Origin of the sequence: Panacagrimonas sp. (assembly GCF_965216805.1) — a bacterium.
Lineage (GTDB): Bacteria > Pseudomonadota > Gammaproteobacteria > Nevskiales > Nevskiaceae > Panacagrimonas.
Genome location: NZ_CBDCGN010000003.1, coordinates 102070 through 125239, shown reverse-complemented (window position 1 = coordinate 125239; position 23170 = coordinate 102070). Strand labels below are relative to the sequence as shown.

The following is a 23170-nucleotide window of genomic DNA, read 5'->3' as shown; positions in this document are numbered from 1 at the left end:
CCCATCCATGCCGCCCGCACCGAAGAAAAAATCCAGCAAGGGTTCGCCGCCAGCTCCGGTGCCCAAGGCGGCGCCACGCCGTGCCAAGGCGACGATGGCGGCGGCGAGCCCGCGGCCGCCGCGCCATCCCGCGTTCGACCGCGACGACCAATTCCAGCGCCGCCGGCACGCGATGCTGCGCACTGCCATTCACTGCTTCAACCGGCATGGCTTTCATGCCACCTCAATGGAAATCATCGCCACCGAACTGGGCCTGACCAAGGGCACGCTCTACCACTACTACGACAGCAAGATCGATCTGGCCTACGAGTGCATCCTCGAATCGGTCGACGACGGTCTGCTGCTGGCCCAACGCGCGCAGGAAGGCGGCGGCAGCGGTCTGCAGCGGCTGGAGCGCTACTTGCACTTGCAGTTCGAAACCCTGGCCGGGCAGGGCGGATCGTCCTGGCTGCTGGCGGACATCTCGGTGCTGCGTCCCGAGCAGCGCGCCGAGGCGCGCAAGCGCTCGCGCGAAGTCGACGCGCTGGTGCAGACCTTCATCGCCGACGGCATCAGGGACGGCAGCATCGTCAACGTGGACCCCAAGGTCGCGGAGTTCTTTCTGATGGGCGCGCTCAACTGGATGCCGCGCTGGTACCAGCCCGAAGGTGCATTGAGCAGCGCCGATCTGGCCAGCCTGTTCATCCGCATGATGTTCGATGGACTGCGCAGGGTGAAAACGACATGAATCCCGACCCCAACTCCAACTCCCGTTCCGTGGCCGGGATGGCTGTGCTGATCACCGGTGCCGGCAGCGGCATGGGTCGCGCTACGGCCGAGCTGTTCGCCGCCGAAGGCGCGATGGTGGCGGTAACCGACCGCACCTTCGATGTGGCGCAGGCAGTGGCGCAGGGCATTGGCGGGACCGCGCGCGCCTGGCAACTGGACGTGTCCGACGCCGTGCAGATCGCGGCGGTGACCCCCGAGGTCGCGACGCATTTTGGTGGCCTCGATGTGCTGGTCAACAACGCCGGCATCGCCGATTTCCGCAAGCTGGACGATCCCGACTACGACGAAGTCTGGCAGCGGATTCTGGCGGTCAATCTCACCGCGCATCAGCGTCTGGTGCGCGCGGCGCTGCCCTGGCTGCGGCGTTCGCCGTCCCCGCGCATCGTCAACATCGCCTCCACCGAGGCGCTCGGCGCCACCCCCGGCAACAGCGCCTATGCCGCCGCCAAGGCCGGTGTCACCGGGCTGACCCGCGCGCTGGCGGTCGATCTTGGGCGCGAAGGCATCACCGTCAACTGCATCTGTCCCGGCCCCATCGAAACCGGGATGACCGACGCCATCGCCGCCGCCGACAAGCAGGTTTTCGCGCGGCGCCGTACCGCGCTGCGCCGTTACGGACAACCGCAGGAGGTCGCGCAAATGACCTTGAGCCTGTGCCTGCCGGCAAGCGCCTACGTCACCGGCGCGGTGATTCCGGTCGACGGCGGCTTGATGGCGCGTAACGCGTAGATTGCGGAGTCCAGGCGCCACGGCCTGCAATGCAGGCCGGGCGAGTCCTGCGACGTCGTATTCATGGCAGGTGTCGGGGCAGATCCATCGCGTCATGCAGGATGCGCACGACCTCGATAACGCGAGCCGGGTCGCGTGGCGTGCGGAGCTTCAGGAAGTGCCGACCCTTGCGGCCGGACCGTGAGGCGTGCAGGGTCAGCAGGCCCATCCGGATGTCCGTTCGGGCCCTGATGCCAGGCGTATCCGGGCCCGTGACATGAAGCTCCTGGATTGCCGCCGTCAGCGTGGCGGCATACGCGATGGCCTGCTGCTCCCCGAACTGTTCGAACGTCCAGTCGATGATGGCCGCGAAGTCGTCCTGCGCCGCCTGCGAGAGTCGAACGGTCCAGTTCACCGGGATTAACTTACCGACGAACCTACCGGGCCCGCGACGCTTTGGTTCTTGCTTTGGCAATGTCGGCCAGATGCTGGCCCAGGCTGCCGGCGTCGGAAAAACTCCGGAACCGTCCGGCTTCAAGATCCGCGATACCGGTACGCGCGGCATCGCGGAGGGCTTGGACGCGTGCACGATCCTCGGCCTGCTGGACCTCGACCATGCGCAAGCCGTCGCGCAGGACCTCGCTGGCATTCTGATAGCGGCCGGATTTCACCAGTCGGTCCACGAGGTCCGCCTGACGATCAGTGAGCACGACGTTTCGAGTGGGCATGGCGAGGGTCATTGCCGAGAACGTTGGCAGATGATGCCAATCCGCGTCTCCTTCGTCACTCGCCGCAGTGCGTGCGCGGCATCTGTCCACCGCGCAGTCCGCGGGGCGCGATGCCATAGGCGGGCCGCGCCCGTGTAGGCTTCGCGACGATATGTCCATCCGTCGTCCACCGTCGAAACCGGATCTCGCGCAGCGCCTGCTGACCGAGCTGGTCTGCCGTCGCGAAGAAACCCGCGGGCACCCGCAGGACGATCCGCAAGCCGAGGCCGCCGCGCGCAAGGCAGGCGGCAGTCTTCTTGAACGCGCGCATGTTCGGGCGGGCGCGCTGGCGGATTCCCCGGCCCTGCTGGGTCGGCTGCGGCGCTTGCTGGGGTGGCAGCGCAGAGCACTGATCGCCTGGTGCCTGATCACGCTGCTGGCCGGCGTGATGGCCGCGCAACTGCTGCTGGGCGAAGGCACAGTGCTCAACCTGCCGTTGGCACTGCTGGTGCTGGTGGGTACCAATCTGCTGTTGCTGGCGCTGTGGCTGCTGCTGGCCGCGGTCGGCAGCAGCGCCAATCCGCTCGCCGCATTGCCGTGGACGGCGCTGGCGGCGCGCCTGCGGCTGGTGGATCGGAGCGACGCTGACGATCCGGTGCGCGCGGCGCTGACGCTGCTGGGCAGCGCTGGCCGCGGTCGCGCGCTGGCCGGCCTGGCCAGTCATCTGGGCTGGCTGGCCTACAGCGTCGGCGCGCTGCTCACCCTGGCGCTGCTGATGACGCTGCGCGAGTTCCAGTTCACCTGGCAGACCACCCTGCTGGCCGCGGACAGCCTGCGCGGACTGGCGAGCGCGCTGTCCTGGCTGCCCGGACTGTTTGGCGCCCAGGGTCCAGACCTGCTGCCGCTGCAGCCGCCGATGAGCGATGTGGAGCGCCAGGCCTGGGCGCGCTGGCTGCTGCTGGCGGTGGCGGTCTATGGCGTCGCGCCGCGGTTGGTTGCGGCGCTGGCTTGCGCCGCGTGGGCGACGAGTCGCCTGAACGCCCTCGGCGCCGATGCGCATCGCCCGGGCATCGCACGCCTGCGGGCGCGATTGCTGCCCGATCATCGCGCGCAGGCGGTGATCGATCCTGCGCCACCCGCGCGGCCGACTTTGCCGCCACCACCGCGCGCCGCCGTCGCCACGCTGCCGACCGGTGGCGTGGTCGCGGTGAGCCTGGAGTGGCCGCGCGGCACCGGCGCCGTAGGTAGCGACGACTGGCAGTGGCTTGAGGGTGTCGACGATCCGGCGCAGCTTTCCGAGCTGGCGGGTCGGCTGCCGCAGCCGTCGCCGCGCGCGCTGGTGCTGGCCGTGCGCGCCAGCGCCACGCCGGACCGCGGGCTGCAACGTGCGATTCACGCGCTGGTGGCGGCCACGCCGGTGCCGCTATGGCTGGCGCTGGGTGAGCGCGATCGCTTGCAGGCGCGCGGCGCTGCCGCTGCCGCACAACGCCTGGCCGACTGGCAAGCGCTGGCGAGCGACGCCGGCGCCCAGGGCGTGCTGGGACTGAATGCGTCGCCGCCGGAGTTGGCCGCATGAACGCCGCGAGCCCGCAGCCGCCCGTTCGCCTGGCGGTGGTGGGTCACACCAACACCGGCAAGACCTCGCTGATGCGCACGCTCACGCGCGACGCCGCGTTCGGCGAGGTCAGCGACCGGCCGGCCACCACCCGTGACGTGCGCGGTGTGGACTTGCTGGTCAACGATGAACCCCTGATGTCGCTGTTCGATACGCCGGGGCTGGAAGATCCGCTCGGCGTCATCGACGCCATGGCGGCGCTTGAAGAGGCGCCCGATCCGGTTGCGCGCATCGACGCCTTCATTGCCGGCGATCACGGCCACGGCCGCTACGAACAAGAGGCCAAAGTGCTGCGCCAGCTTCGTGCCAGCGACGCCGCGCTATACGTGGTGGACGTGCGCGAGCCCATGCTGGCGCGACATCACCGCGAGCTGCGCCTGCTGGCCGACTGTGGCCGGCCGTTGCTGCCGGTGCTGAACTTCGTCGCGCATGAACAGGCCGATGCGCAGGCCTGGCGCGAGGGACTGGCCCGTTCCGGTCTGCACGTGCTGGCCGACTACGACACCGTGATCTACGACCACGCCGCCGAGCAGGATCTGTTCGACAAGCTGCAGCTGCTGCTGGCCTCACGACGCGATCAGATCACCCGCCTCACCCGCCATCGTGCCGAGCAGCGCGCCATGCTGATCGAGGATGCCTGCCGCTGCGTGGGCGGCCTGCTGATCGATGTCGCTGGCCTGCAGATGCGCGGCACGCTGCAGGACGACCTGCAACAGCAGACACAGACGCTGCAGGCGCGCGTGCGCCACGCCGAGCAAGCCTGCGTGGACGCGCTGCTGGCCCAGTTCCGCTTCGACCTGCAGGCCTACGCGCCGCCGCAGTTGCCGCTGCAGCAGGGACGCTGGGTGCTTGATCCTTTCGACCCCGAAGCGCTGCGCGTGCTCGGCGTGCGCACCAGCTCGGCGATCGCGGCCGGCGCCGTCGGTGGCTTGTCGGTCGACGCCATGCTCGGCGGCGCCAGCCTGGGCACCGGCGCGGCACTCGGCGCCGGTGCCGGCGCGCTGGTCAGCGGTTACCGACACTTCGGCCGGCACTGGGTGGACCGGCTGCGTGGCTATCGAACGCTGGTGGTGGAAGAACAGACGCTGGCGGTGCTGGCCGCGCGCCAGCTGGAGTTGCTGCGCGCGCTGCTGCGCCGCGGCCATGCCGCCACCGCTGCGGTGACCACGGGTACGGTGAGCGGCTGGCCTTCCGCGGCGCTGCGCGAAGCGGTCATGCGCGCCCGTGCCTACCCACAATGGTCGGAACTCAACAGTTCCTTGCCGGCCGACGCGGCAGGCGTGCAGCCGGTGGCCGAAGCGCTCAAGGAATTACTGATACCCGTTTCGCCTTAATCCGCATTTCTCACGGGGCGCCAACACATCCACTTGCGGTGCGCCGCCAGGATGCGGATGGCAAAGTCAGGCGAAGATCAAGATCGCGTTGCCGCGCGAGGCCGTGCGCGGGGCAGGGCGAGTGGACCATCGCCAGATTGGCGCCTACCTCCAGAACGAGATGGTCCGTGTCCCAATTCCGATACGGACCGTGTAGTTCCTGACCCTGGTAAATGTTCTGGTGGTCAATCCGGTCTTTGCGGAACCGGGAAAAAATCCCGTGTTGTACTTGGGGGCTTGCCAAGCTGCCGTCGCGCGCGCGAAGTGCAGTTGCGGCTCTGCAGGCCAAGTCAGGGAGGGGCCTCCTGCGTCGCACCGCTGCATTCCAAATTCACAGGTGCAAGCCGGAAAACTTCCGGACTGGCCGTACTGGGAGGACGTATGAACAAGACCTGGGTAAAGGGCATGGCCCTGCTGCTATGCGCGGGCGTCGCCATGGCAGCGGAAGAAGTACCGACGGTGCCCACCATCGAGGTGTACGCCAGCTCGCCGCTGGGCCCGCCGGGGGGCGACGCGCAACGCGCCATCGCCAACACCCAATCGCTGGATGGCGACGCACTGGCAGCGCCCGGCCAGCGTGCGGTCGGCGATGCGCTGCAGGACCTGGGCAGCGTGTTCCGCACCGATGCCACCGGCAGTCCGTTCCAGCCCGACCTGTTCTACCGCGGCTATTCGATCTCGCCGTTGCTGGGCCTGCCGCAGGGCCTGGCGGTGTACCTGGACGGCGTGCGCGTCAATGAGCCGTTTGGCGACACGGTTAACTTTGATTTGATTCCGCTGATTGCGCTGCAACGCGCGGACCTGATTCCCGGTTCCAACCCGGTGTTCGGCCGCAACACCCTGGCCGGCGCGCTGGCGCTGAGCACCAAGACCGGTTTCGACGCGCCGGGCGTGGGCCTGCACCTGAGCGCCGGTGAATTCGGCCGCCGCGGCGCCAGTGCCGAGTACGGCGTGGCCGCGGAATCCGCTGCGCTGTACCTCGCCGCCGAGCATTTCGAGGAGGACGGCTGGCGCGACTTTTCCGACAGCCGTGCCTCGCGCCTGTTCATGCGCGGCACCTGGCTGGCGGACGATCACACCCAGCTTGATGCCAGCCTGCAGGCTGCCGACAATCGCGTGCGCGGCAACGGCGCAACCCCGCTGGCCCTGCTGGAGGCCGAGGGCCGCGAGGCGGTGTTCACCCATCCCGACCAGACCCGTCCCGAGCTGATGTTCCTGACGCTGGCGGCCAATCGCCAGCTCGACGGCAATGCGCGTTTGTCCGCTACCGGCTATGTGCGGAGCAACCGCATCGACACCTTCAACGGCGACGGCACCGAATTCGAGGCCTGCGAAAGGCCCGCCAACGTCGACGGCGCCGGCAATCCCTTCCTCTGCGAAGAGGAGAGCGACGAAGAAGAAGTGGTGGAAGACCTGAACGGCGAACCGGTCCTGGCCAGCGACGACAACACTTCCGCCACGCAGAACCGCAGCCGCACCGACCAGACCGCATACGGCCTGGCCCTGCAGTTCGAAAAGCCGCTCGGCAACCACCGCGTGGTGACCGGCGCCAGCGCCGACTTCGGCGACATCGAGTTCGACTCCGGTACCGAGCTGGCGCGCCTGACCGACGTGCGCGGCACCGTCGGCAGCGGCATATTCGTCGGCGAAGCGGTGGTGGACGTGGACGCCAGCAACGACAGCGTCGGTGTGTATCTGATGGACACCTGGAGGGTCAGCGAGCAACTGGAACTGACTGCCGCCGGCCGCTGGAACCGCACCGAGATCGAACTGCGCGATCAGATCCCCGATGGCGATCTTTCCGGCCAGCACGACTTCAGCCGCTTCAATCCCATGGTCGGCGCCAGCTACGCGCTGACCCCGCAGTGGACCGCATTCGGCTCGTGGTCGCAGTCCACTCGCGCGCCGACGCCGGTGGAACTCACCTGCGCCAACCCCGAAGACCCCTGCCGCTTGCCCAACGGCTTCGTCGACGATCCGCCGCTGGACGAAGTGGTCACGCGCACCGCCGAGCTCGGCCTGCGTCATCGCAGTCAACGCTGGTCGGGTTCGGTGGCGCTGTTCCACGCCGTCAGTCGCGACGACATCCTGTTCATCACCGACGGCAACCTCACCAATACCGGCTACTTCGACAACGTCGGCGAAACCCTGCGCGAGGGCGTGGAACTGCTGGTGGATGTGGACCTGGGCCACGGCTGGCACGTCGAGGCTGCTTACACCGCGCTGGTCGCCGAGTTCAGCGAAGACTTCCTGGTCAACTCGCCCAATCACCCCGTGCGCGATCCGCTGGACGAAGACCAACCCGCAGACTTCACCCGCCAGGTCGAAAAGGGCGACGCCATCCCGCTGATCCCGCGCCAGCAGGGTCGCCTGGCGCTGGACTGGCACGACAACCGCTGGCACTTCGACCTCGAAGCCGTCGGCCGCGGCCACAGCCGCTACCGCGGCGACGAAGCCAACGTCGATCCCGAAAAAATCCCCGGCTTCGTCGTGCTCGGCGCCCATGCCGACTGGAAGGTCACGAAGAACCTGGAACTCCACGCCGGCGTCGAGAACCTGCTGGACCGCGACTTCGAGACCTTCGGCGTCTACGGCGAAGGCGACGAGGTGCTGGGTGATGAGTTCGAGGAAGCCCGGCGGTTTGTGGGTGCCGGGGCACCGACGACGTTCGAGGCGGGGGTGAGTCTGGTGTTTTGATGGTGGGTAGCGAGCGGGGCCCTGATTCCCAGTGCATCACTTCTCCCGCCATCGGGAAATCGAGGCCCCAAAGGAGCCCCGACCGCCGAGGGGGCGGATGAAGAAGGCCTTCGGAGGTTCAACAATGATCTTGATCGGCGCAAAGAAAGCGCTGCCGCATGTAACTCGCGGACGATGGAGCGCCGGAGCATGCGTGTCGGCGACTTAGCTGCGCGCGGACACGAGCAAGATTGACGTACTCGACATCGACTGCCACATTCGTGGCTGGGTCGTCTGGCGGAGCAACGCGACGGAATTTCGCGAAAAATCGGCGCGGGCCAACTGCGAAATATTCGAGCCGGGCCCCTTTAACCGCGGAGGTCAGCGCCTCCGGCGCAGGCGGAAGTCATACTGTCTAGGTGGCATGAATAGCTCTCAGCGACGACCGCATCTTCCTCGCCCTCGCGGTCGTAATTGGTGATCTCCCCCGAGGGAAGAAACTTCATGTCCCTGTTGACGGGCACGGTCCGCTCCCCATCCAGAATCATGTGCGTGAATTTCCATGTGCCCGAAAGGGTCTTGTTTGAGAGGTCTGCCGCATGGGCCGTGATCGACAGCGGCGTCAACAGCAGGAAGGAAAGCATGACTTTCATTGCGTAGGGTCCTTGTCAGTGGGTTTGATTCTGCCCCTGTTTCTCGGACACCCGGATAAGCGATTCAATATCGCAATCCGAGGTGAGAGAGATGACGAAGAAGAAAGTGGAAGGCAAGGCTCAGCGTATACGGTTCAGCCCCGAAAGCTAAAGGGGCCAGGCTCGAATTTCCCGTGATATCGTCTCCTTATGCCCCGCCGCACCCGCCTTGATCTGGATGGCGTTCCCCTGCACATCGTGCGGCGCGGTCACAACCGCTAGCCCTGCTTCTTCTGCGAGGACGATTACGCCAGCTACCTGTACTGGCTGGAGAAGGCACTACGGGAAACCGGCTGTGCGCTGCACGCCTACGTGCTGATGACCAACAACGTTCATCTGCTGCTGACACCGCGCAAGGCGGCGGCGATTCCCACGCTGCTGATGTCGCTGGGTCGTCGCTACGTGCAGTACATCAACCGGACTTACAAGCGCACCGGCACGCTGTGGGACAGCCGCTACAAATCGTCAAGCGTGCAGAGTTACGGTGACAGCTTACCGTGTACCGCTTTTTATCGAGTTCAAGGACCTGGAGATAAAGCAGTCTGGAAGGAACTAAAGGGGACAGGCTCGAATTTCCTGTGATGCCGTCCACGCATGCCTCGCCGCTCCCGCGTTCATCTGGAAAGCGTTCCCCTGCACATCGTGCAGCGCGGCCATAACCGCGAGCCCTGTTTCTTCCGCTTCTGCGAGGGTGATTACGCCCTCGACCACGAGACGGTTTAGGCTGTCGTTGCCAACACTCGAGTCGCTTATTGTTCTCTGGGTATCCGGCAGGGTCATCGAGGCGTTCTTGGCCACCGCCTACATCAGGCCCCGCTGCGAGACACATTCCCGAGCATTCCGAGCATCGTTTCGAGCGGACGAGAAGACTTCAGCGTCGGAATCCGGTCGTGTTTGATCGCGCCGGATGCGTGATGTCGTCAGGCCGCCGTTGCGGACCCGACATTGCCGTCAACGACTCGACGTTTGCGCGACCACCGTCGACGAGGCATCCGAACCGGAGCGCTGAACCCGTCGGCGACGGTCGGTCCGCATGGTCCGGCTTCAGTTTTTCCCGTGGGGCCATCATGATCGGGGCCGCGCTCGAATCCCTGTGCCGGCCGCGGCCGCCGCACGCATGGAGGTGACAGGCATGACCCGCAAGGCTCCACCCGGCGCGCCCTTCGGCTTGAGGCGCTGGGCCAGTGACCCGGCCAAACTGGCGGGCATGGTCTTCAAGTCGGTCGGCGTGTTGGCCATCGTCGGCGGCGTGCTGATGGCGTTTTCCGAACCTGGCGCCCTGTTCCTGTGCCTGTTCGGCGCGGTGTTCTACGGCGTCGGGCATGTGGCCCCGCACCTGTTCTCGGCGCCGGCCGGGATGAAGGCGGTGGTGATGGAGTGCTTCAGCGTGCCGATGGTGACCGATACCGGCGTATCCGGCACGCGTGACGGAGCGACCATCGAGTACATCCGCGAGTCCGCGAGCGAGGAGGAGGTCCAAGCCCTGCGCCACCAGTGGCGCCGGGCACGCTGGCAGGAGCACCCGGACTGGAACGCGGGAAAGATCGTCGACGAGCAGAGCAGCAAGGCGCATTACCCTGTCTGGGCGGCGGCGGCAGGCCTGTCATTTGCCGCAGTCGGGGCGGTGCTGCAATTCGTCTGGGATCCGATGCTGTGGCTGGTGACCGCCGTCGGCCTCGCCCATGCCGGCTGGTACGGCGCGGTGTGGCTGCGCCAGCGGCTGGTGTTGCGTCGTTTCGGTGCCAGCCTGCTGGAGCTGCAGACCTGCCCGGCTTTCGTCGGCGAGTCGCTGCGCGGCCGGGTCCGCACCGGCGTGGATGCCGCCACGCCGCCCGAAGAGGGTTTCGACGTCGAGCTGTGCTGCGTACACCGCTTCGAGCACAAGACGCCGATGGGGGCGGGCGACACCCGCACCCGCTCTCGCCACGACGTGCTGTGGCGGCGCAGCACCCGGGTGCATGGGCAGCGCGATGCAAAGGCGGTGATGAAGCTGACGGTGCCGGTCGCATTCGATCTCGACGCCGATCTGCTGCCGACGACCCTGGTGAAGTTCGGTGGCTGCATTCTCTGGCAGCTCGGCGTTCGCGCCAGCCTGAGCGGGATCGACTACTCGGCCACCTTCGATGTGCCGGTGTTCACGCGCGACACGGATCCCCGTGGCTGAGGCGATTCACGGCGCCGGCGCCCATGTGCTGGACTACGGGGACTATCACTGATGGCAATGCACAATCCTCCTCATCCTGGCGAGTTCATTACGCAGGTCTACCTTGCTCCCAATGGGCTCAGCGGACGGGAGCTGGCGCTCAAGCTTGGCGTCGCCGCGTCGACGCTCAGTCGAGTCTTGAAGGGCTCGAGTGGAATCACGCCGGAAATGGCGTTGCGTCTCTCCAAGGCGCTTGGACGCTCACCTGAGAGCTGGTTGGCGATGCAGTACAACTACGATCTCTGGCACGCGCGGCAACGCGTGAATCTGGCGAATGTGGGCAAGGTTCGGCTCAGCGCCTTCTAGCTTTTCATGCCAGCGGACCTGGGCGTCGCGGCGTTCGGCCGCGACCATGGCATTGCTGAGAGCCATACGATCTGTATATACACTCTGGTCATGGAGTTCACTTGGTCGGAACGCAAGCGCTCGCTCAACCTCAAGCAGCACGGACTCGATTTCGTCGATGCACCTGCTGTCTTCGGTGGCCTGACGTTCACCTTCGAAGATGACCGGTTCTCCTACAACGAACAGCGATTTGTCACCCTTGGGTGGCTTGCCGGTGTTCCCGTCTCAAACGTTCACACCGAGACCGCTCATGAAATCCGCATCATCTCCTTCCGCCAAGCGACCCGCCGCGAAGCGAAAATCTTCCACGACGCAGTCAAAGACTGACTGGGCACGGCTCAGGTCCAAGGCGGATGCGCGGGTTGCTCCCGAGCATCCGGAGGCTGATCTGCGCCATGTCATGCGCGGTGTCGTCCGCCGTGGCCTCAAGCCGCAACCGCCCAAAGCGGCCATCTCTCTACGCGTGGAGCGAGACGTGCTGGAGTGGTTCAAGGCGCAGGGTCCTGGCTATCAGACGCGCATCAACGCGGTGTTGCGTGCGTTCCGCGATGCATCGGTCTGACAGATCATTCAATCCGGACAACCCGAACTCGTTTCGAGGAGTGGCTTGGATCAGACATTGAGATTGTAGGAAAAACCCTGAGCCTGTAGGTGACGCGCTGTTTCTCTCCAAACGAAGGACGAATGCGCGGGACTGTGTCCGTTTGCAGATGATACGTCAGCGCCGTATAGTAAGGCATGTTCACCGTCATCGAGACGCCCACGTTCTCTCGACTCTGCGTCGACTACTGGACAGAGGATGAGCGTGGTGCCTTCGCTGCCTGGATCGCTGCCCACCCCGAGGCGGGCGAGGTTATCCCCGGTGCAGGGGGCTGCAGGAAGGTGCGTTGGTCGAGGGCGGGTAAGGGCAAGCGTGGCGGCGTCCGGGTCATCCACTACAACCAACTGGCAGATGGTCGGATCTATCTGCTGCTCATTTATGCCAAGGGGGTGCGGGACAACATCGCACCGCAAGTATTGCTCAAGATCAAGGAGGCTCTCGATGCCCATGACTGAAAAGGAATTGAAGGATCGGGACGCCAAGCGGGATCTCGGTGTCGAGCTGTTGGCGTCAGTGCTTGAGATGAAGGCCGGCAAGAAGGGGCACACGCACAAGATTGCCCTTTCCGACGTCTCACAGGTTCGGGCAAGGTCCGGCTTGTCGCAAACCCAGTTCGCGCAGGTTCTTGGCGTCTCGGCACGTACGCTTCAGGAGTGGGAGCAAGGTCGCCGCAAGCCGTCGGGCGCCGCTCAGTCGCTGCTGGCGATTGCAGCCAGGCGTCCGGAAGTGATTCGCGAGATCTTCCTGTCATAGCACCCGCGCGCTTTGAACCGGCCGGATGATCGATCAGTAGAACGATCCGTCGATCATCGATGCACGGGACTGCAACGACGACGCCGAAGCCTGGCGCGTCACTAACCCCCGCGCTCGGCGTAGCGTCGCGCTTGTGGGCTACTCTCGGGCACCGTCCCATCACAAACCGGAGGAGAACCGCGTGATCGACGCCAACGAAACCTTCAACGGCACCTGGCCGTTCAAGCCCCACTTCACCGACGCGCCCGGCTTCCGGATGCATTACGTCGACGAGGGCCAGGGCGAGCCCATCCTGTGCATTCACGGCGAACCGATGTGGGGGTATCTGTATCGCAAGTTCATCGGGCCCTTGTCGCGCACCAACCGCGTGGTGGTGCCGGACCACATGGGTTTCGGCAAGAGCCAGACGCCGCAGGACCGCACGTACACGCTGAAGACGCATGTCGAGAACCTGACCGCGCTCATCGATGAACTGAAGCTCCAGGACATCACCCTGGTGATCCAGGACTGGGGCGGGCCGATGGGCGGGGCACTGCTGGCGACGATGCCGGACCGCATCAAGCGGGTGTTCGTGATGAACACGGTGGTCTATCCGTTCTGCGACATCACGCCGCATTTCGAGGCGTTCATGCAGTCGGACTGGTTCCGCTTCATCAACAGCGAGGCGCGCGAGCCGGTGTTGCGGAACCTCGGTCATACGGCGCTGAGTGTGCTCAAGTTGATGGGCTTCCAGGACGGCGCCAACGTCACCGATGATTTCGTGCGGGCGTACTCGGCGCCGTTCCAGACGCCGGAGGAATGCATCGGCGCCGTCGAGTTTCCGCTGGACATCGCCACCGGGCGGTTTCCGTATCTGGATCCGCCGAGTGATGAGGTGGTGAAGAAGGTCCGCGCCAAGCCGGCCATGCTCGCCAACGGCATGAAAGACCGCGCGGTGCCGCCGGACATTTCCATCGCGATGTTCCGGCAGGCGTTCGGGGACCAGCCGGTGGTGGAGCTGCCAAACGCCGGGCATTTCTGCCAGGAGGATGCGCCGGAGACGCTGGTGGCGCTGATTCAGGCGTTCGTGCAGCGCGGTTGATCGAGCGGGATTCGCGAACCTGGGGCGTCATTCGGTGCCCTGACCGCGCGGTTGAATCCGGAAGCCGCGGGCCGCGTGACCCGATTCCGGTTGGGGGATGAAGCTGCGGGCCGCCGAAAGCGGGGCGACCTCAACGAAACCGCTTTCTCCCAACGGTCATGCTGGCAGTCGCCACACGCACGGGCGCATCTGGCCGCTCGTGCTGCGGGTGCTGCGCGACACTCAAGGACGCCAGGAAAGTCGGGTGTTCGTCTTCCGGCGATTCAAGTGCCGACTGCCATAGCGAGGCAATCAGGTCCATGTCGGAGCGCACACTGTGGTGGCGTGTGCTTGCGGTGATCGATGAATTACGCATGGGAAGGACCCCTCCAAATGGCCCACAGACATGCAGGTGCGCCTGCCGCGCCAACGCCTGTGCTACTTGTTGCGCGGTCCAGTCAACGCTCAAGCCGGGCCCGGCGCCGTTCACGCCACGCACACCCTGTCAGTACGCTCACCGCCAGCAGGTCGGCTGCTGCGATCAGCATGAGGATGGCGGGCGCGCCGGAGATCACCGCGGTTGTGATCAGCACGACGGCGCCGGCTTTGACGCCGATGGCGAAACGGCGCATCTGGGCGGCGCCGAGGTGCAGGCGGATCAGTGCGAAGCACACGCCGAACAGACCCAGCAGGTTAACCAGCAGGCCGGCCAGTGCATCGGAGCTTCCGACGCCGGGCCAGTCGAGTGCCGCGTTGAACTGCAACAGCAGGGTGACGATCCAGAGGCCGACCCCTGGAAGCGCCAGCGGCGTGAACAAGACCAGGTCGCCGATTGCGATTTGCCGGTCGGGGTTCATCGGTTTCGTGCCGGCAGTGTTATTGCTGGAACGCAGCGACTGCCACCGCGGTGTTCATGAAGTCGCGAAAGCGCACCCACTTGCCGTCGCGCACGGTGATGACGTGAGCAAAGGAGGATTTGATTGGACGCCCGGTGGAGCGCGCGGTCAGGTGCAGCTCGCCGGTGACGGTCACCATCTCGCCGGAACTGAAGATCTGTTCGGCGTCGAACTGGTGGATGTCGACCGACGACAACACGGTCTCGAAGAAGCGCCGCGCCTCATCCTTGCCCTGGTAACTGCCGGCGTAGGGAATCACCGAGGGGCCGTAGAAGTCGATGCGGATATCGTCCGCCAGCAGTTCCACGATGCCGGGCACGTCCTTGGCGCCGAAGCGGGTGAAGATCTCGGTGGTGGTTTCGATCGGGTTCTTGCTCATGGGGTTCTCCTGCCTTCGCGTGTGAGCCCGGCGCTCGGCCGGGCGTGGTTGTAGCGATGTCGCGCGTTACTGTTCGGGTGCAACGGTCACCCGCATGCCGTCCATGTCCGCTGTAGCCACGAGCTGACAGGCCAGGCGACTGTTGGATCGGCTGTTGAGCAGATCGCTCAGCAGAGCGGTTTCATCCGGGCCGGCTTCGGGCAGTCGTTGCAGCCAGTCCGTGTCCACGTAGATCTGGCAGGTGGCGCAGGAACAGCAACCGCCGCAGGTGGCCTCCACCAGGCTGGTCGCGCTCAGCGAATTGACCATGGGCTCACCCGCCAGCAGTTCGAGTTCGTGTTCGTTACCGCGGCGATCGATGACGCTGATCTTCATTGCTGCCCACTCCTGAGATTCTGTTGTTGCGTTCGCGGGCTGTCATTGCGCCGCCGCCGCCCGGCGTCGCGCAGGATCGGCATGCACGCGCTCCGGCGTTCGCTGCGCACCGCACTGCGAGCAGAGGGCCGTCACGCGCGCGCCGGGCTGTTTTGAACGTCCGGGACCGGGTCAGGTCGCCAATACCACCGGGCACTGGTCGAGGCCGTAATTGAGCAGGCCGCCGGTCTGCCGCTTCATGGGGGCGCTGCCTAGTTCCACGCGCGAGCAGCGATCCAGAATGCCGTTGATCATCTTGTCGGCCTCCAGGCGTGCGATGCCGGCGCCCATGCAGTGGTGGATGCCGTGACCGAAGGTGAGATGGCGTCCGGCAGTGGGACGGCCGAGCACGAAGCGATCCGGGTTTTCGAACATCGCCGGATCGCGATTGGCGGAGGCGTAGAACAGGGCGACCCAATCGCCCTTGCGAATCTGCGCGCCGCCGATCTCCACATCGGTGGAAGCCACCCGGAACAGCCGCTGCGGTGGGCCGTCGCGACGCAGGCTTTCTTCGATGAAGGGCCGCACCAGGCTGCGGTCCTGCTTCAGGCGCTGGAAGAACTCCGGCTCTTCGGCCAGCGTGCACACCAGATTTCCCAGCAGGTAACCAGTGGTTTCAGCGCCCGCGACTACTAGCGTCAGACAGAAGCGGATCACCTCGTCGCGGCTCAGGAACTGGCCCTCGTCCTGGGCCTTGATGAAGGCCGTCATCAAGTCGTCTGGCGCATCCAGGCCGCGTTCGATATCGCGATAACGCTCGTTGACCGCTTCGGTGTAGTACGTCGCGATTTCGATATTGCACTGGTTGCGCTCTTCCATGGTGAAGTCCGACGTCACCATGAACGCGCTCGCCCAGCGGCGCAGCTTGTCGAAGTCGGCCAGCGGCGTGCCGATCAGATGGGTCATCACCTTGGCCGGCAGCACCTCGGCGTAGCGATCCATGAATTCCACTTCGCCGTCTTCCAGCTCGGCCACCATCGCGGTCGCGGTGCTCGCCACCCATGGCGCCACGTCCTGCTCCACACGCTTGGGCGTAAACGCCTGCTTGGCGATATTGCGCAACATTGTGTGGCGGGGCCGGTCGTCGTTCACCAGCATCAGGGTCGGCGCGTCGGACTCTTCCTGCATCGGATCGCGGGAGGAGAACGCGTCATGATTCTTGGCCGCCGCGGCGACATCGGCATACTTCAGCAGCACCCAGGACGGCTGCGGCGGGTCCTGTCCCGGCACGGTGCCCGGCGGCCAGTCCTTGAGGCCGAACTGCGGCGGCTGGTCGCGCAGCAACGCGTAGTACGGATAGGGGTTGGCGATGACATGGGGAAGGTTGAGTGACGCTGCCTTGAAGTCGCCGCCGACCTGCGTGGGATTGGGGGTGCCGTCGTTCATGGTTCCTCCGTCGCAGGGCGACTTATATGCACTGTTTGGACATAGTGTCATTTTGGACATAATCCGGTCAAGGCTGTTTTTGCGGGCCTTTGCACCGTTTGTCTGATTGCCGGATTCACGATGGGATGAGCCGTCAGGCCAGCGGCGTAGCGCCCCTGGCAGTGCGACGACCGTTATCGCTTCCGCGTGACACGATCAGCGATGCATCGCGTTGGCGCGGCGCAGACGGATTCGGGGTGGATCGTTTCCGGCGCTCGCGTGCGCGGGGCGGATCCGCGCTACTTCCTGACCGCGGCCTTCTTGGACGCCCCGGCAATGCGCGCGCGGCGCCACTGCGGTTTGACGATATTGATGATGTCGCTGACTCGAGTCAGGAAGTGCACACCCTGGGCGGCTTCGGTGGCGGACAACAGATCGACCATCGCCTGGATGAACTTCTGCCCCTGGGCGACCATGCGTTCGATCTCGTCGATGCCGCGGCGGGTCAGAAACACCTCGCGTTCGCGGCCGGACAGCGCATGCTCGCGGATCTCGATCAGACCCATCGGCTCACGCGCCATGCCGCGCAGGGTCTTGGAAATGGCCGAGCTTCCCATCTCGAACCACTGCGTCATCGAGCGTTCGATGTCCTTGCGCGGCAGGCTGCGTCCGCCGGGTCCCTCGCTACGGATCAGCCACAGAATCGCAACTTGGTGACGCGACAGGCGACCGCCGCGCAGCGCGTCCTCGATTCCGATGCCGATCTTGTAGTGAACCGGATAGAACAGGTCCAGAAATTCCTGCGCGGCGACAGACACGCCCTTGGCAGACCCCGAGGCCGGCGGCGCTGCAGCCTTTGGTGCACTCCCACTACCCACGGCCTTCCTCGCGGCTGCTGCTGACATGTCGAATTCTCAGATGTTCGTGTTCGTCGAGAGGCGCATCGGCAATTGCACCGGAGCCTGCTCAGTGGCCCCTGCCAAACGCTCAGAGCCGGACAAAGCGCGCGACACCGGCAAATGACAAAGCGCCGCAATCATACGCTCCGGAGTCGTGCACGCTCCACAGCCCGGCAGGTGATCGCACGCTGCTCGATGCCCATCTGCCGACTGCCTGCAATCTCCTAAGCGGGGAACCCGCAGTCCCGTTTGGGCTCGCACGCGAACCCGAAGGTCACGAAAAACCTAGAACTGCACGCCGGCAAGGAAAACCTGTTGATCGCGACATCGAAACCATCGGCGTCAGCGACGAAGGCGACGAGGTAATAGGGGGCGACTTCGTAGAAGCCTACCGCTCCGGTAGCGCCGGCGCCCCCAAGACGTTCGAGGCTAGCCTCAGGTTGGTGTTTCGAATTTGGAGCACGGTGGTGGGAGGGGCGGGGGCGAAATGCTGGAAATCACGGGGGTTGGAAGCAAGGCAATCTCCTTATTCACTGCCTTGGATCGTGAAGTTCCGGCTGGCGCCCCGGATGTCCCCAGGGCGGTTCGCGTCGCGCGTCAGTACGGCGTCACGGCTCACCTCTGAGGTCGCGCTTGGTATCGTCGCCTAACACGCGCTGCGGCAGCGATGCAGGCCCTGGATCGCCTGCTGCTCGGTAGTCTTGACCGGCACCGGCAGAATCTCGGGGTTCTTCGCCGCCTCCAGCATCGCCAGGCAGTCGGCGCGGTCGGTCTTGTTGCGACGCCGGTAGGCGCACACGTAGGGCACCGGCAGCAGCCGCACGGTGTGGCCACAGGCCTGCATCCGACGTGCCCAATGGTGTGCGCCGCCACAGGCCTCCAGCACGAACGACGCGGGCGTACGCTGCGCCAAGTACTGCGAGAACTGCTCGCGATTCAGACGCAGACGGCGAGACACTCGACCGGTCCCACCGGCCTCGGCCACCTCGAAAACCAGCTTTGCCGTATCCACGGCGATGAGCGTAGATTCCATACCGGACCCCTCCTGTGGTTGCTGCTGATGACCAACACATCCAGCGTGGCACTCAGATGCCGATCAAAACAGCGGGAGGAGTCCATTCCATCATTCCAGGCGGGGTCTTTGCCGCCGGCCAAGTGCGCTGGAACATTCTGTGCCCTCGCGCGCCAACAAATGCAATGGCGCACTTAAATCCCGGGCACGTGTCCGGAAGAATCGCACAGGGCGACGCGGTGGCTGAGCACCCTTGGTTGCAGGCGCAAACGGGTCGGGCGCCGAACGAGACCAATGTGACTCGAGTCATCCCTCACGAATAGGGCACATTGAAAGCGAGTTCGGCTCCCCATTTTCTTGCGAATTTCTTGGCGTTCAAGGCGACTGCACTCATCTGATCGGATTCGCACAGGACGATCTTCTTGATGTTCCCTGCGAAGGGAACCGCGCCATGAATGTGGGCTTCGAGCAGCATGTCCGTGCCCAGGGTGTTCGGCGCGCGTGTGCCGTTCCAGCAGGCCTTGATGATGTCGTCGCCCATCTTGTCGTTAAAGGCCATGGCGGCGGCCAGGTGGGTGTACGGGAATTGCTGCTTGATGCCCATGCTCACGTTGCTCGAATAGGTGAACGTGTCCATCGGATAGTAGACCGCGTTCGCCTTCAAGTGATCTGCCAGTACGAAGTAGCTGTTGCCGTACAACGGCGCCGAGCCATGCAGTCGCTTGCCGTAGTTCAGCGCCGCGAAAACCTGTTTGGTCTTCGGATTGAAGTGGGGGCTGGCCGGATGCTGTGCCCGCCTCCCTTCGTCCTGCTGCGCCTTGGTCATCGGGCCTGTCCACGGCGTGGCGTCGACGGCCATCTGCAGGCGTACCCGGGCCGGAGTCAGGCCGGCTCTGGGCGCCAGTCCTCGGGTCAAGGGTGAGGCACCGTCAGTTTTCCAATGCTTGGGGAAGGTCACGCCGTCGTCGGTGTCCGCTCGCTGTTTGGCAAAGTTTGTCCCCACCGTGCGAAGGGTATAGGGGTCTGCTCCCATTTTGTCGCGTTCGTAGGAGGGTAGCTTTTTCCCTGCGAGTTCGTACATCTGCGCATAGGACTCGTAATCGATCTTCTGCGAGAACCACTTCGTCTCGTTGAAATTGATGGTGAGATCGCATCTTTGCATCTCGCTGTTGATGAGCTTGAAGGCGTCCATCCAGCTCATACCACTTTTGTTGAGACCGGCGAGTCTCTGCTGGAGCGCAGCGATGATCTTCTTCTCGTACTCCGGACCTCGCCTTTCAAGCTCTCCCAGTCTGATTTTTACGAAATGCGCTTGCACAAGGCCCGCAGAGGGGCCTGTTACCGGCGCGGCCGACCACAGTTTGTCTTTTGGTACCGGTGGAATGTCTCTTGGCACTGGCGATCCCCCGTCGTGATTGAAGAAGCGTCGAACTCGCAACTCCTGGAGCGTTGCGGTCACGAAGTAACGGTGGCTGGCGACGAGGCAGGGATTGTCCATTCCTCGCCAGCTCCGTTTACGCCGCGCCGGCCGCGTCCCTTACGGCTCCTGTCCGCTCGCTGGTCACGGGCCCCAGGATCCTCGATCTGCGATTGCGCGATTTCCTGCCCCAGGATGACAATGGGCCATGCTATTGCGTGTGGTCCATGGGCAATTTCCGAGTAAACGCCGAGCAAACTCCGAGCTTTCGATATGCCCGAGGCCTTCCCGCTTCACTTTGGACCCTATCGGCTAGCAGGCCCGCAGGGGCCGCTGTTTCGGGACGACCAGCGGCTGAAAGTGAAGCCCAAGGCATTGCGAGTGCTGTGGGAATTGGTGCGGCAGGCCGGAGAGGTCGTCACCAAGGCCGCCCTGCTCGACGCACTGTGGCCAAAAGCCGTGGTCGGCGACGACGCCTTGGCGTTTCAGGTCCAGGCCCTGCGCCGCGTCCTTGAGGACGACCCCAGGCAGCCGCGCTACATCGCCACCCATCACCGGGTTGGCTACGCCTTCATTGCCCCGGTCGCCTTGGCGGCATGGCACGACGCTTCCCGGCTTCAAGACCCCCCTGCCCAATTTACCGATGCCGACCAGCAGACGGAGTCGATCTTCGTCGGTCGTGATGCCGAGCTGGCGCTGGTGCACCAGCGTTACGCCAGGGTTCTGCGCGGCGAGCGGCAACTGCTGTTCGTGAGCGGCGAGGCGGGCATAGGCAAATCGGCCCTGCTGCAGCGCTTTGTCGCTCAGGTGGGCGCCGCAGCGCACATCGGACAAGGCCAGTGCGTGGAGCAGCACGGTATCGGCGAAGGCTATATGCCGGTGCTGGAGGCACTCGCTGCGCTTTGCCGCCAGCCACGCGGAGGGCTGGTTGTCGACGTGCTCCGGCGTGCGGCGCCGAGCTGGCTGATGCAAATGCCCTCGGTCTTTGCGCAGGACGAGCTCGCGGCACTGCAGCAACGTGCGACCGGGGCAGCGCGTGAGCGCATGCTCCGCGAGATCGCCGATGCGCTGGAAGTGATCACCGCGCAGTTTCCGTTGATCATCGTGCTGGAGGACCTGCATTGGAGCGATCCTTCCACCATCGAGATGCTGTCGCTGATGGCGCGCCGCACCGCGCCGGCCCGACTGTTTCTGCTCGGCACCTATCGGCGGGTGGACGCGAACGCCGCGAATCGCCCGATCAAGACCTTGAAGCAGGAACTGGTCGCGCGTGGGAAGGCGATGGAGATCGTGCTCGGTAATCTCCCCCGCACCGAGGTGCAGACCTATCTGTCGCAGCGCTTTCCGGACCGTGGCGAGGAGAGTGGTTGGTCTGCTTTCGTCTATCGGCGCACCGAAGGGCTTCCGCTGTTCATGGTGCAGATGGCCGACTTTCTGACCCAGGAATGCGCGCCAGCGGACATGACCGCAGGCTTGCGGGAAGCGCTGGAGGCGGCAGTCCCCACAGGTTTGCGGGAGATGATCGAAGCGCAGTTCGAACGGCTGACCGAACTGGAGCGACGTGTCCTTGAGATCGCCAGCGTGGCGGGCGTGGATTTCACTGCCGCCAGCGTCGGCGCCGGGGCGGGGATGCCGGTGGAGGATGTGGAGGCCTGCTGCGAGGGCCTAGTGCGGCAAGGGCAGTTTGTCGAAGCTCGCGGGATAGATGTATGGCCTGACGGGACCGAGAGCGGGCGCTATGGCTTCTGCCATGCGCTATACCGGGACGTGCTGTACGCGCGTCTTGGCGCGCGACAGCGGACCCGCGCCCATCTCGCCGTCGGCTTGCGCGAACAGGCTGGCTACGCAGAACGCAGCGCGGAGATCGCAGTAGGGCTCGCGGTGCACTTCGAGCGGGGCAGGGACGGCGTTCGCGCCGTGCACTGCAGCCATCAGGCCGGCGAACAGGCGCTCCGGCGTTCGGCCAACGCCGAGGCGGGACTCCATTTCAAAAAGGCGCTGGCGCTCCTGGCAGCCTTGCCGGAGACCCCCGAGCGCATAGCGCGCGAGCTCCGCCTGCAGGTCGACCTGAGCCTGGCCCTGACCATGACCAAGGGCTATTCCGGTGCAGAGGTGGAAGGCGTCAATGCCCGGGCGCAGGCGCTCTGCAGGCAGATTGGAGAGACGCCGGAGATCTCCGCGGCCTTGTTCCGGGTCGGCCGGTTTTACCTGGTGCGCGGCGAGCTGCGCACGGCGCGCGGACTAAGCGAGCAGTTGCTGCGGATCGCCCTGCACGCAGGCTCCCCCGCGCTGCTCTCACGGGCGCACACGGCGTTGGCGTTTGAATCATTCTCGTTCGGTGAGTTTGCAGCTGCGCAAGCTCACGCAGAACTTAGCGTCGCCAGCGATGATCCCCAACGCTATCGGGCGGCGGCCGTCGTATCGGCGGACGATTCCAGCGCGGTCAGCCTGATGGTCAAGGCCAGAGCGCTGCAGATCCGCGGCTACCCCGACCAGGCGCTGCGCAGCTTGCACGAGGGCGTGGCCCTGGCGAACGGGCTGGGGCTTTCATTTGCGCGAGGCGGTGCGCTGCTGTCGACCGCGGACCTGCATCTGCTGCGGCGGGATAGCCAGGCGGTCCAGACGTCGGCAGAGGCCACGATCACGCTTTCCATCCAGGAAGGCTTTCCGTACTACGTGGCGCGAGCCACGATCTTGCGTGGCTGGGCGCTGGCTGACCAGGGGCAGCCGGAAGCCGGCATCGCCGACATCCGCCAGGGTCTTGCCACTTTCGAAGCGGGGGGCGCGCGGCTGTGGCTGCCGTGCTGTCTGGGTCTGCTGGCCGAGGCATACGGGCGAGCGGGAAAGGTCAATCCAGGGCTGCGCGCGCTGTCCGAAGCTCTGGAGATTGCCAACAGCACCGGGGAGCGCCAGTACGAGCCTGAGCTGCATCGTTTGAAAGGCGAGTTCGCGCTGCAGAAGTCGCGGGCGAATCGGGTGGCCGCCGAGGCGTGCTTCCACCGCGCCATCGCCGTTGCCCGACAACAGGAGGCCAAGACCTACGAATTGCGGGCTAGCCTGAGTCTCGCCCGTTTGTGGCTGCAACAAGGCAAGCAGCAGGAGGCCCACCGGATGCTGTCCGAGATCCTGGACGGGTTCACCGAAGGATTCGATGCGCCGGACCTGCGAACAGCACGGACGGTGCTTTCGGGATCGATGGAAGAGCGAGCAGCCTGAGCCGAACGGGCACCCCCACAGAGGTTGCCGATTCGGTTGGACTATCTCGCGACTGCCGCTAGAGCATTTAT

The 23170-nt window shown here is 65.1% G+C and carries 25 protein-coding genes; 14 read left to right on the top strand and 11 right to left on the bottom strand.

Annotation, left to right across the window (positions count from 1 at the left end; genetic code table 11):
- Positions 1 to 7 precede the first annotated feature (7 nt).
- Both ACOOHP_RS13885 and ACOOHP_RS13880 read left to right on the top strand, forming a co-directional pair.
- Complete coding sequence (locus tag ACOOHP_RS13885) at positions 8 to 727, top strand: TetR/AcrR family transcriptional regulator (RefSeq protein ID WP_420467080.1); 720 nt, start codon at positions 8 to 10, stop codon at positions 725 to 727.
- On the top strand, positions 724 to 1497 hold the full coding sequence (locus ACOOHP_RS13880) for an SDR family NAD(P)-dependent oxidoreductase (RefSeq protein ID WP_420467079.1): 774 nt from the start codon (positions 724 to 726) through the stop codon (positions 1495 to 1497). The genes ACOOHP_RS13885 and ACOOHP_RS13880 overlap by 4 nt, the downstream gene beginning before the upstream one ends.
- 61 nt (positions 1498 to 1558) lie before the next feature.
- On the opposite strand, the gene ACOOHP_RS13875 is transcribed toward ACOOHP_RS13880, so the two are convergent.
- Together ACOOHP_RS13875 and ACOOHP_RS13870 are read right to left on the bottom strand one after the other, a co-directional pair.
- Positions 1559 to 1891 (bottom strand): type II toxin-antitoxin system RelE/ParE family toxin, encoded by a 333-nt coding sequence (locus ACOOHP_RS13875; RefSeq protein ID WP_420467078.1) that lies wholly within the window; start codon positions 1889 to 1891, stop codon positions 1559 to 1561.
- 22 nt (positions 1892 to 1913) lie between these two features.
- On the bottom strand, positions 1914 to 2204 hold the full coding sequence (locus ACOOHP_RS13870) for a type II toxin-antitoxin system ParD family antitoxin (RefSeq protein ID WP_420468716.1): 291 nt from the start codon (positions 2202 to 2204) through the stop codon (positions 1914 to 1916).
- 151 nt (positions 2205 to 2355) lie between these two features.
- Here ACOOHP_RS13870 and ACOOHP_RS13865 point away from each other — a divergent pair, with 151 nt between their 5' ends.
- From ACOOHP_RS13865 to ACOOHP_RS13855, 3 genes are all read left to right on the top strand, one after another.
- Positions 2356 to 3759, top strand: coding sequence for a DUF2868 domain-containing protein (locus ACOOHP_RS13865; protein WP_420467077.1), 1404 nt, complete (start codon positions 2356 to 2358; stop codon positions 3757 to 3759).
- Positions 3756 to 5132, top strand: coding sequence for a GTPase/DUF3482 domain-containing protein (locus ACOOHP_RS13860; protein WP_420467076.1), 1377 nt, complete (start codon positions 3756 to 3758; stop codon positions 5130 to 5132). Before ACOOHP_RS13865 ends, ACOOHP_RS13860 begins: the two co-directional genes overlap by 4 nt.
- Positions 5133 to 5552: 420 nt before the next feature.
- A complete protein-coding gene (locus ACOOHP_RS13855; protein ID WP_420467075.1) occupies positions 5553 to 7868 on the top strand; it encodes a TonB-dependent receptor in 2316 nt (771 codons plus the stop codon).
- A gap of 347 nt (positions 7869 to 8215) precedes the next feature.
- Here the strand turns inward: ACOOHP_RS13855 and ACOOHP_RS13850 are convergent, their stop codons facing one another.
- Entirely contained in the window at positions 8216 to 8500 is a 285-nt protein-coding gene (locus ACOOHP_RS13850; protein WP_420467074.1) for a hypothetical protein, read from the bottom strand.
- Between the two features lie 297 nt (positions 8501 to 8797).
- Between ACOOHP_RS13850 and ACOOHP_RS13845 the strand changes: the two genes are divergently transcribed.
- The 8 genes from ACOOHP_RS13845 (at position 8798) to ACOOHP_RS13810 (ending at position 13522) form a co-directional block, all read left to right on the top strand.
- Positions 8798 to 9121, top strand: coding sequence for a transposase (locus tag ACOOHP_RS13845; RefSeq protein ID WP_420468715.1), 324 nt, complete (start codon positions 8798 to 8800; stop codon positions 9119 to 9121).
- A 550-nt stretch (positions 9122 to 9671) separates the two neighbouring features.
- A complete protein-coding gene (locus tag ACOOHP_RS13840) occupies positions 9672 to 10703 on the top strand; it encodes a hypothetical protein (RefSeq protein ID WP_420467073.1) in 1032 nt (343 codons plus the stop codon).
- A gap of 51 nt (positions 10704 to 10754) precedes the next feature.
- Positions 10755 to 11048: a HigA family addiction module antitoxin gene (locus ACOOHP_RS13835; RefSeq protein ID WP_420467072.1), complete on the top strand. Its 294-nt coding sequence runs from the start codon at positions 10755 to 10757 to the stop codon at positions 11046 to 11048.
- A gap of 6 nt (positions 11049 to 11054) precedes the next feature.
- Complete coding sequence (locus tag ACOOHP_RS13830) at positions 11055 to 11414, top strand: BrnT family toxin (RefSeq protein WP_420467071.1); 360 nt, start codon at positions 11055 to 11057, stop codon at positions 11412 to 11414.
- Entirely contained in the window at positions 11338 to 11649 is a 312-nt protein-coding gene (locus ACOOHP_RS13825; RefSeq protein WP_420467070.1) for a BrnA antitoxin family protein, read from the top strand. The genes ACOOHP_RS13830 and ACOOHP_RS13825 overlap by 77 nt, the downstream gene beginning before the upstream one ends.
- Before the next feature lie 176 nt (positions 11650 to 11825).
- A complete protein-coding gene (locus tag ACOOHP_RS13820; RefSeq protein ID WP_420467069.1) occupies positions 11826 to 12143 on the top strand; it encodes a transcriptional regulator in 318 nt (105 codons plus the stop codon).
- The gene (locus ACOOHP_RS13815) at positions 12130 to 12441 is read left to right on the top strand and encodes a helix-turn-helix domain-containing protein (protein ID WP_420467068.1); all 312 of its coding nucleotides are present in this window, start codon (positions 12130 to 12132) and stop codon (positions 12439 to 12441) included. The genes ACOOHP_RS13820 and ACOOHP_RS13815 overlap by 14 nt, the downstream gene beginning before the upstream one ends.
- 181 nt (positions 12442 to 12622) lie before the next feature.
- The gene (locus ACOOHP_RS13810) at positions 12623 to 13522 is read left to right on the top strand and encodes an alpha/beta fold hydrolase (protein WP_420467067.1); all 900 of its coding nucleotides are present in this window, start codon (positions 12623 to 12625) and stop codon (positions 13520 to 13522) included.
- A 130-nt stretch (positions 13523 to 13652) separates the two neighbouring features.
- Here the strand turns inward: ACOOHP_RS13810 and ACOOHP_RS13805 are convergent, their stop codons facing one another.
- From ACOOHP_RS13805 to ACOOHP_RS13770, 8 genes are all read right to left on the bottom strand, one after another.
- The gene (locus ACOOHP_RS13805) at positions 13653 to 13877 is read right to left on the bottom strand and encodes a hypothetical protein (RefSeq protein ID WP_420467066.1); all 225 of its coding nucleotides are present in this window, start codon (positions 13875 to 13877) and stop codon (positions 13653 to 13655) included.
- Between the two features lie 82 nt (positions 13878 to 13959).
- Positions 13960 to 14358: a hypothetical protein gene (locus ACOOHP_RS13800; RefSeq protein WP_420467065.1), complete on the bottom strand. Its 399-nt coding sequence runs from the start codon at positions 14356 to 14358 to the stop codon at positions 13960 to 13962.
- Positions 14359 to 14377: 19 nt separating this feature from the next.
- Positions 14378 to 14776: a nuclear transport factor 2 family protein gene (locus tag ACOOHP_RS13795; protein ID WP_420467064.1), complete on the bottom strand. Its 399-nt coding sequence runs from the start codon at positions 14774 to 14776 to the stop codon at positions 14378 to 14380.
- Between the two features lie 66 nt (positions 14777 to 14842).
- Positions 14843 to 15151, bottom strand: a complete 309-nt coding sequence (locus tag ACOOHP_RS13790) for a ferredoxin (RefSeq protein WP_420467063.1) — start codon at positions 15149 to 15151, stop codon at positions 14843 to 14845.
- Between the two features lie 171 nt (positions 15152 to 15322).
- On the bottom strand, positions 15323 to 16576 hold the full coding sequence (locus ACOOHP_RS13785) for a cytochrome P450 (RefSeq protein WP_420467062.1): 1254 nt from the start codon (positions 16574 to 16576) through the stop codon (positions 15323 to 15325).
- 278 nt (positions 16577 to 16854) lie between these two features.
- On the bottom strand, positions 16855 to 17460 hold the full coding sequence (locus ACOOHP_RS13780) for a MarR family winged helix-turn-helix transcriptional regulator (RefSeq protein ID WP_420467061.1): 606 nt from the start codon (positions 17458 to 17460) through the stop codon (positions 16855 to 16857).
- Between the two features lie 640 nt (positions 17461 to 18100).
- The gene (locus tag ACOOHP_RS13775; protein WP_420467060.1) at positions 18101 to 18487 is read right to left on the bottom strand and encodes a hypothetical protein; all 387 of its coding nucleotides are present in this window, start codon (positions 18485 to 18487) and stop codon (positions 18101 to 18103) included.
- A gap of 292 nt (positions 18488 to 18779) precedes the next feature.
- On the bottom strand, positions 18780 to 19964 hold the full coding sequence (locus ACOOHP_RS13770) for a hypothetical protein (protein ID WP_420467059.1): 1185 nt from the start codon (positions 19962 to 19964) through the stop codon (positions 18780 to 18782).
- Between the two features lie 192 nt (positions 19965 to 20156).
- Between ACOOHP_RS13770 and ACOOHP_RS13765 the strand changes: the two genes are divergently transcribed.
- Positions 20157 to 23099, top strand: a complete 2943-nt coding sequence (locus ACOOHP_RS13765; RefSeq protein WP_420467058.1) for an ATP-binding protein — start codon at positions 20157 to 20159, stop codon at positions 23097 to 23099.
- Positions 23100 to 23170: the final 71 nt, after the last annotated feature.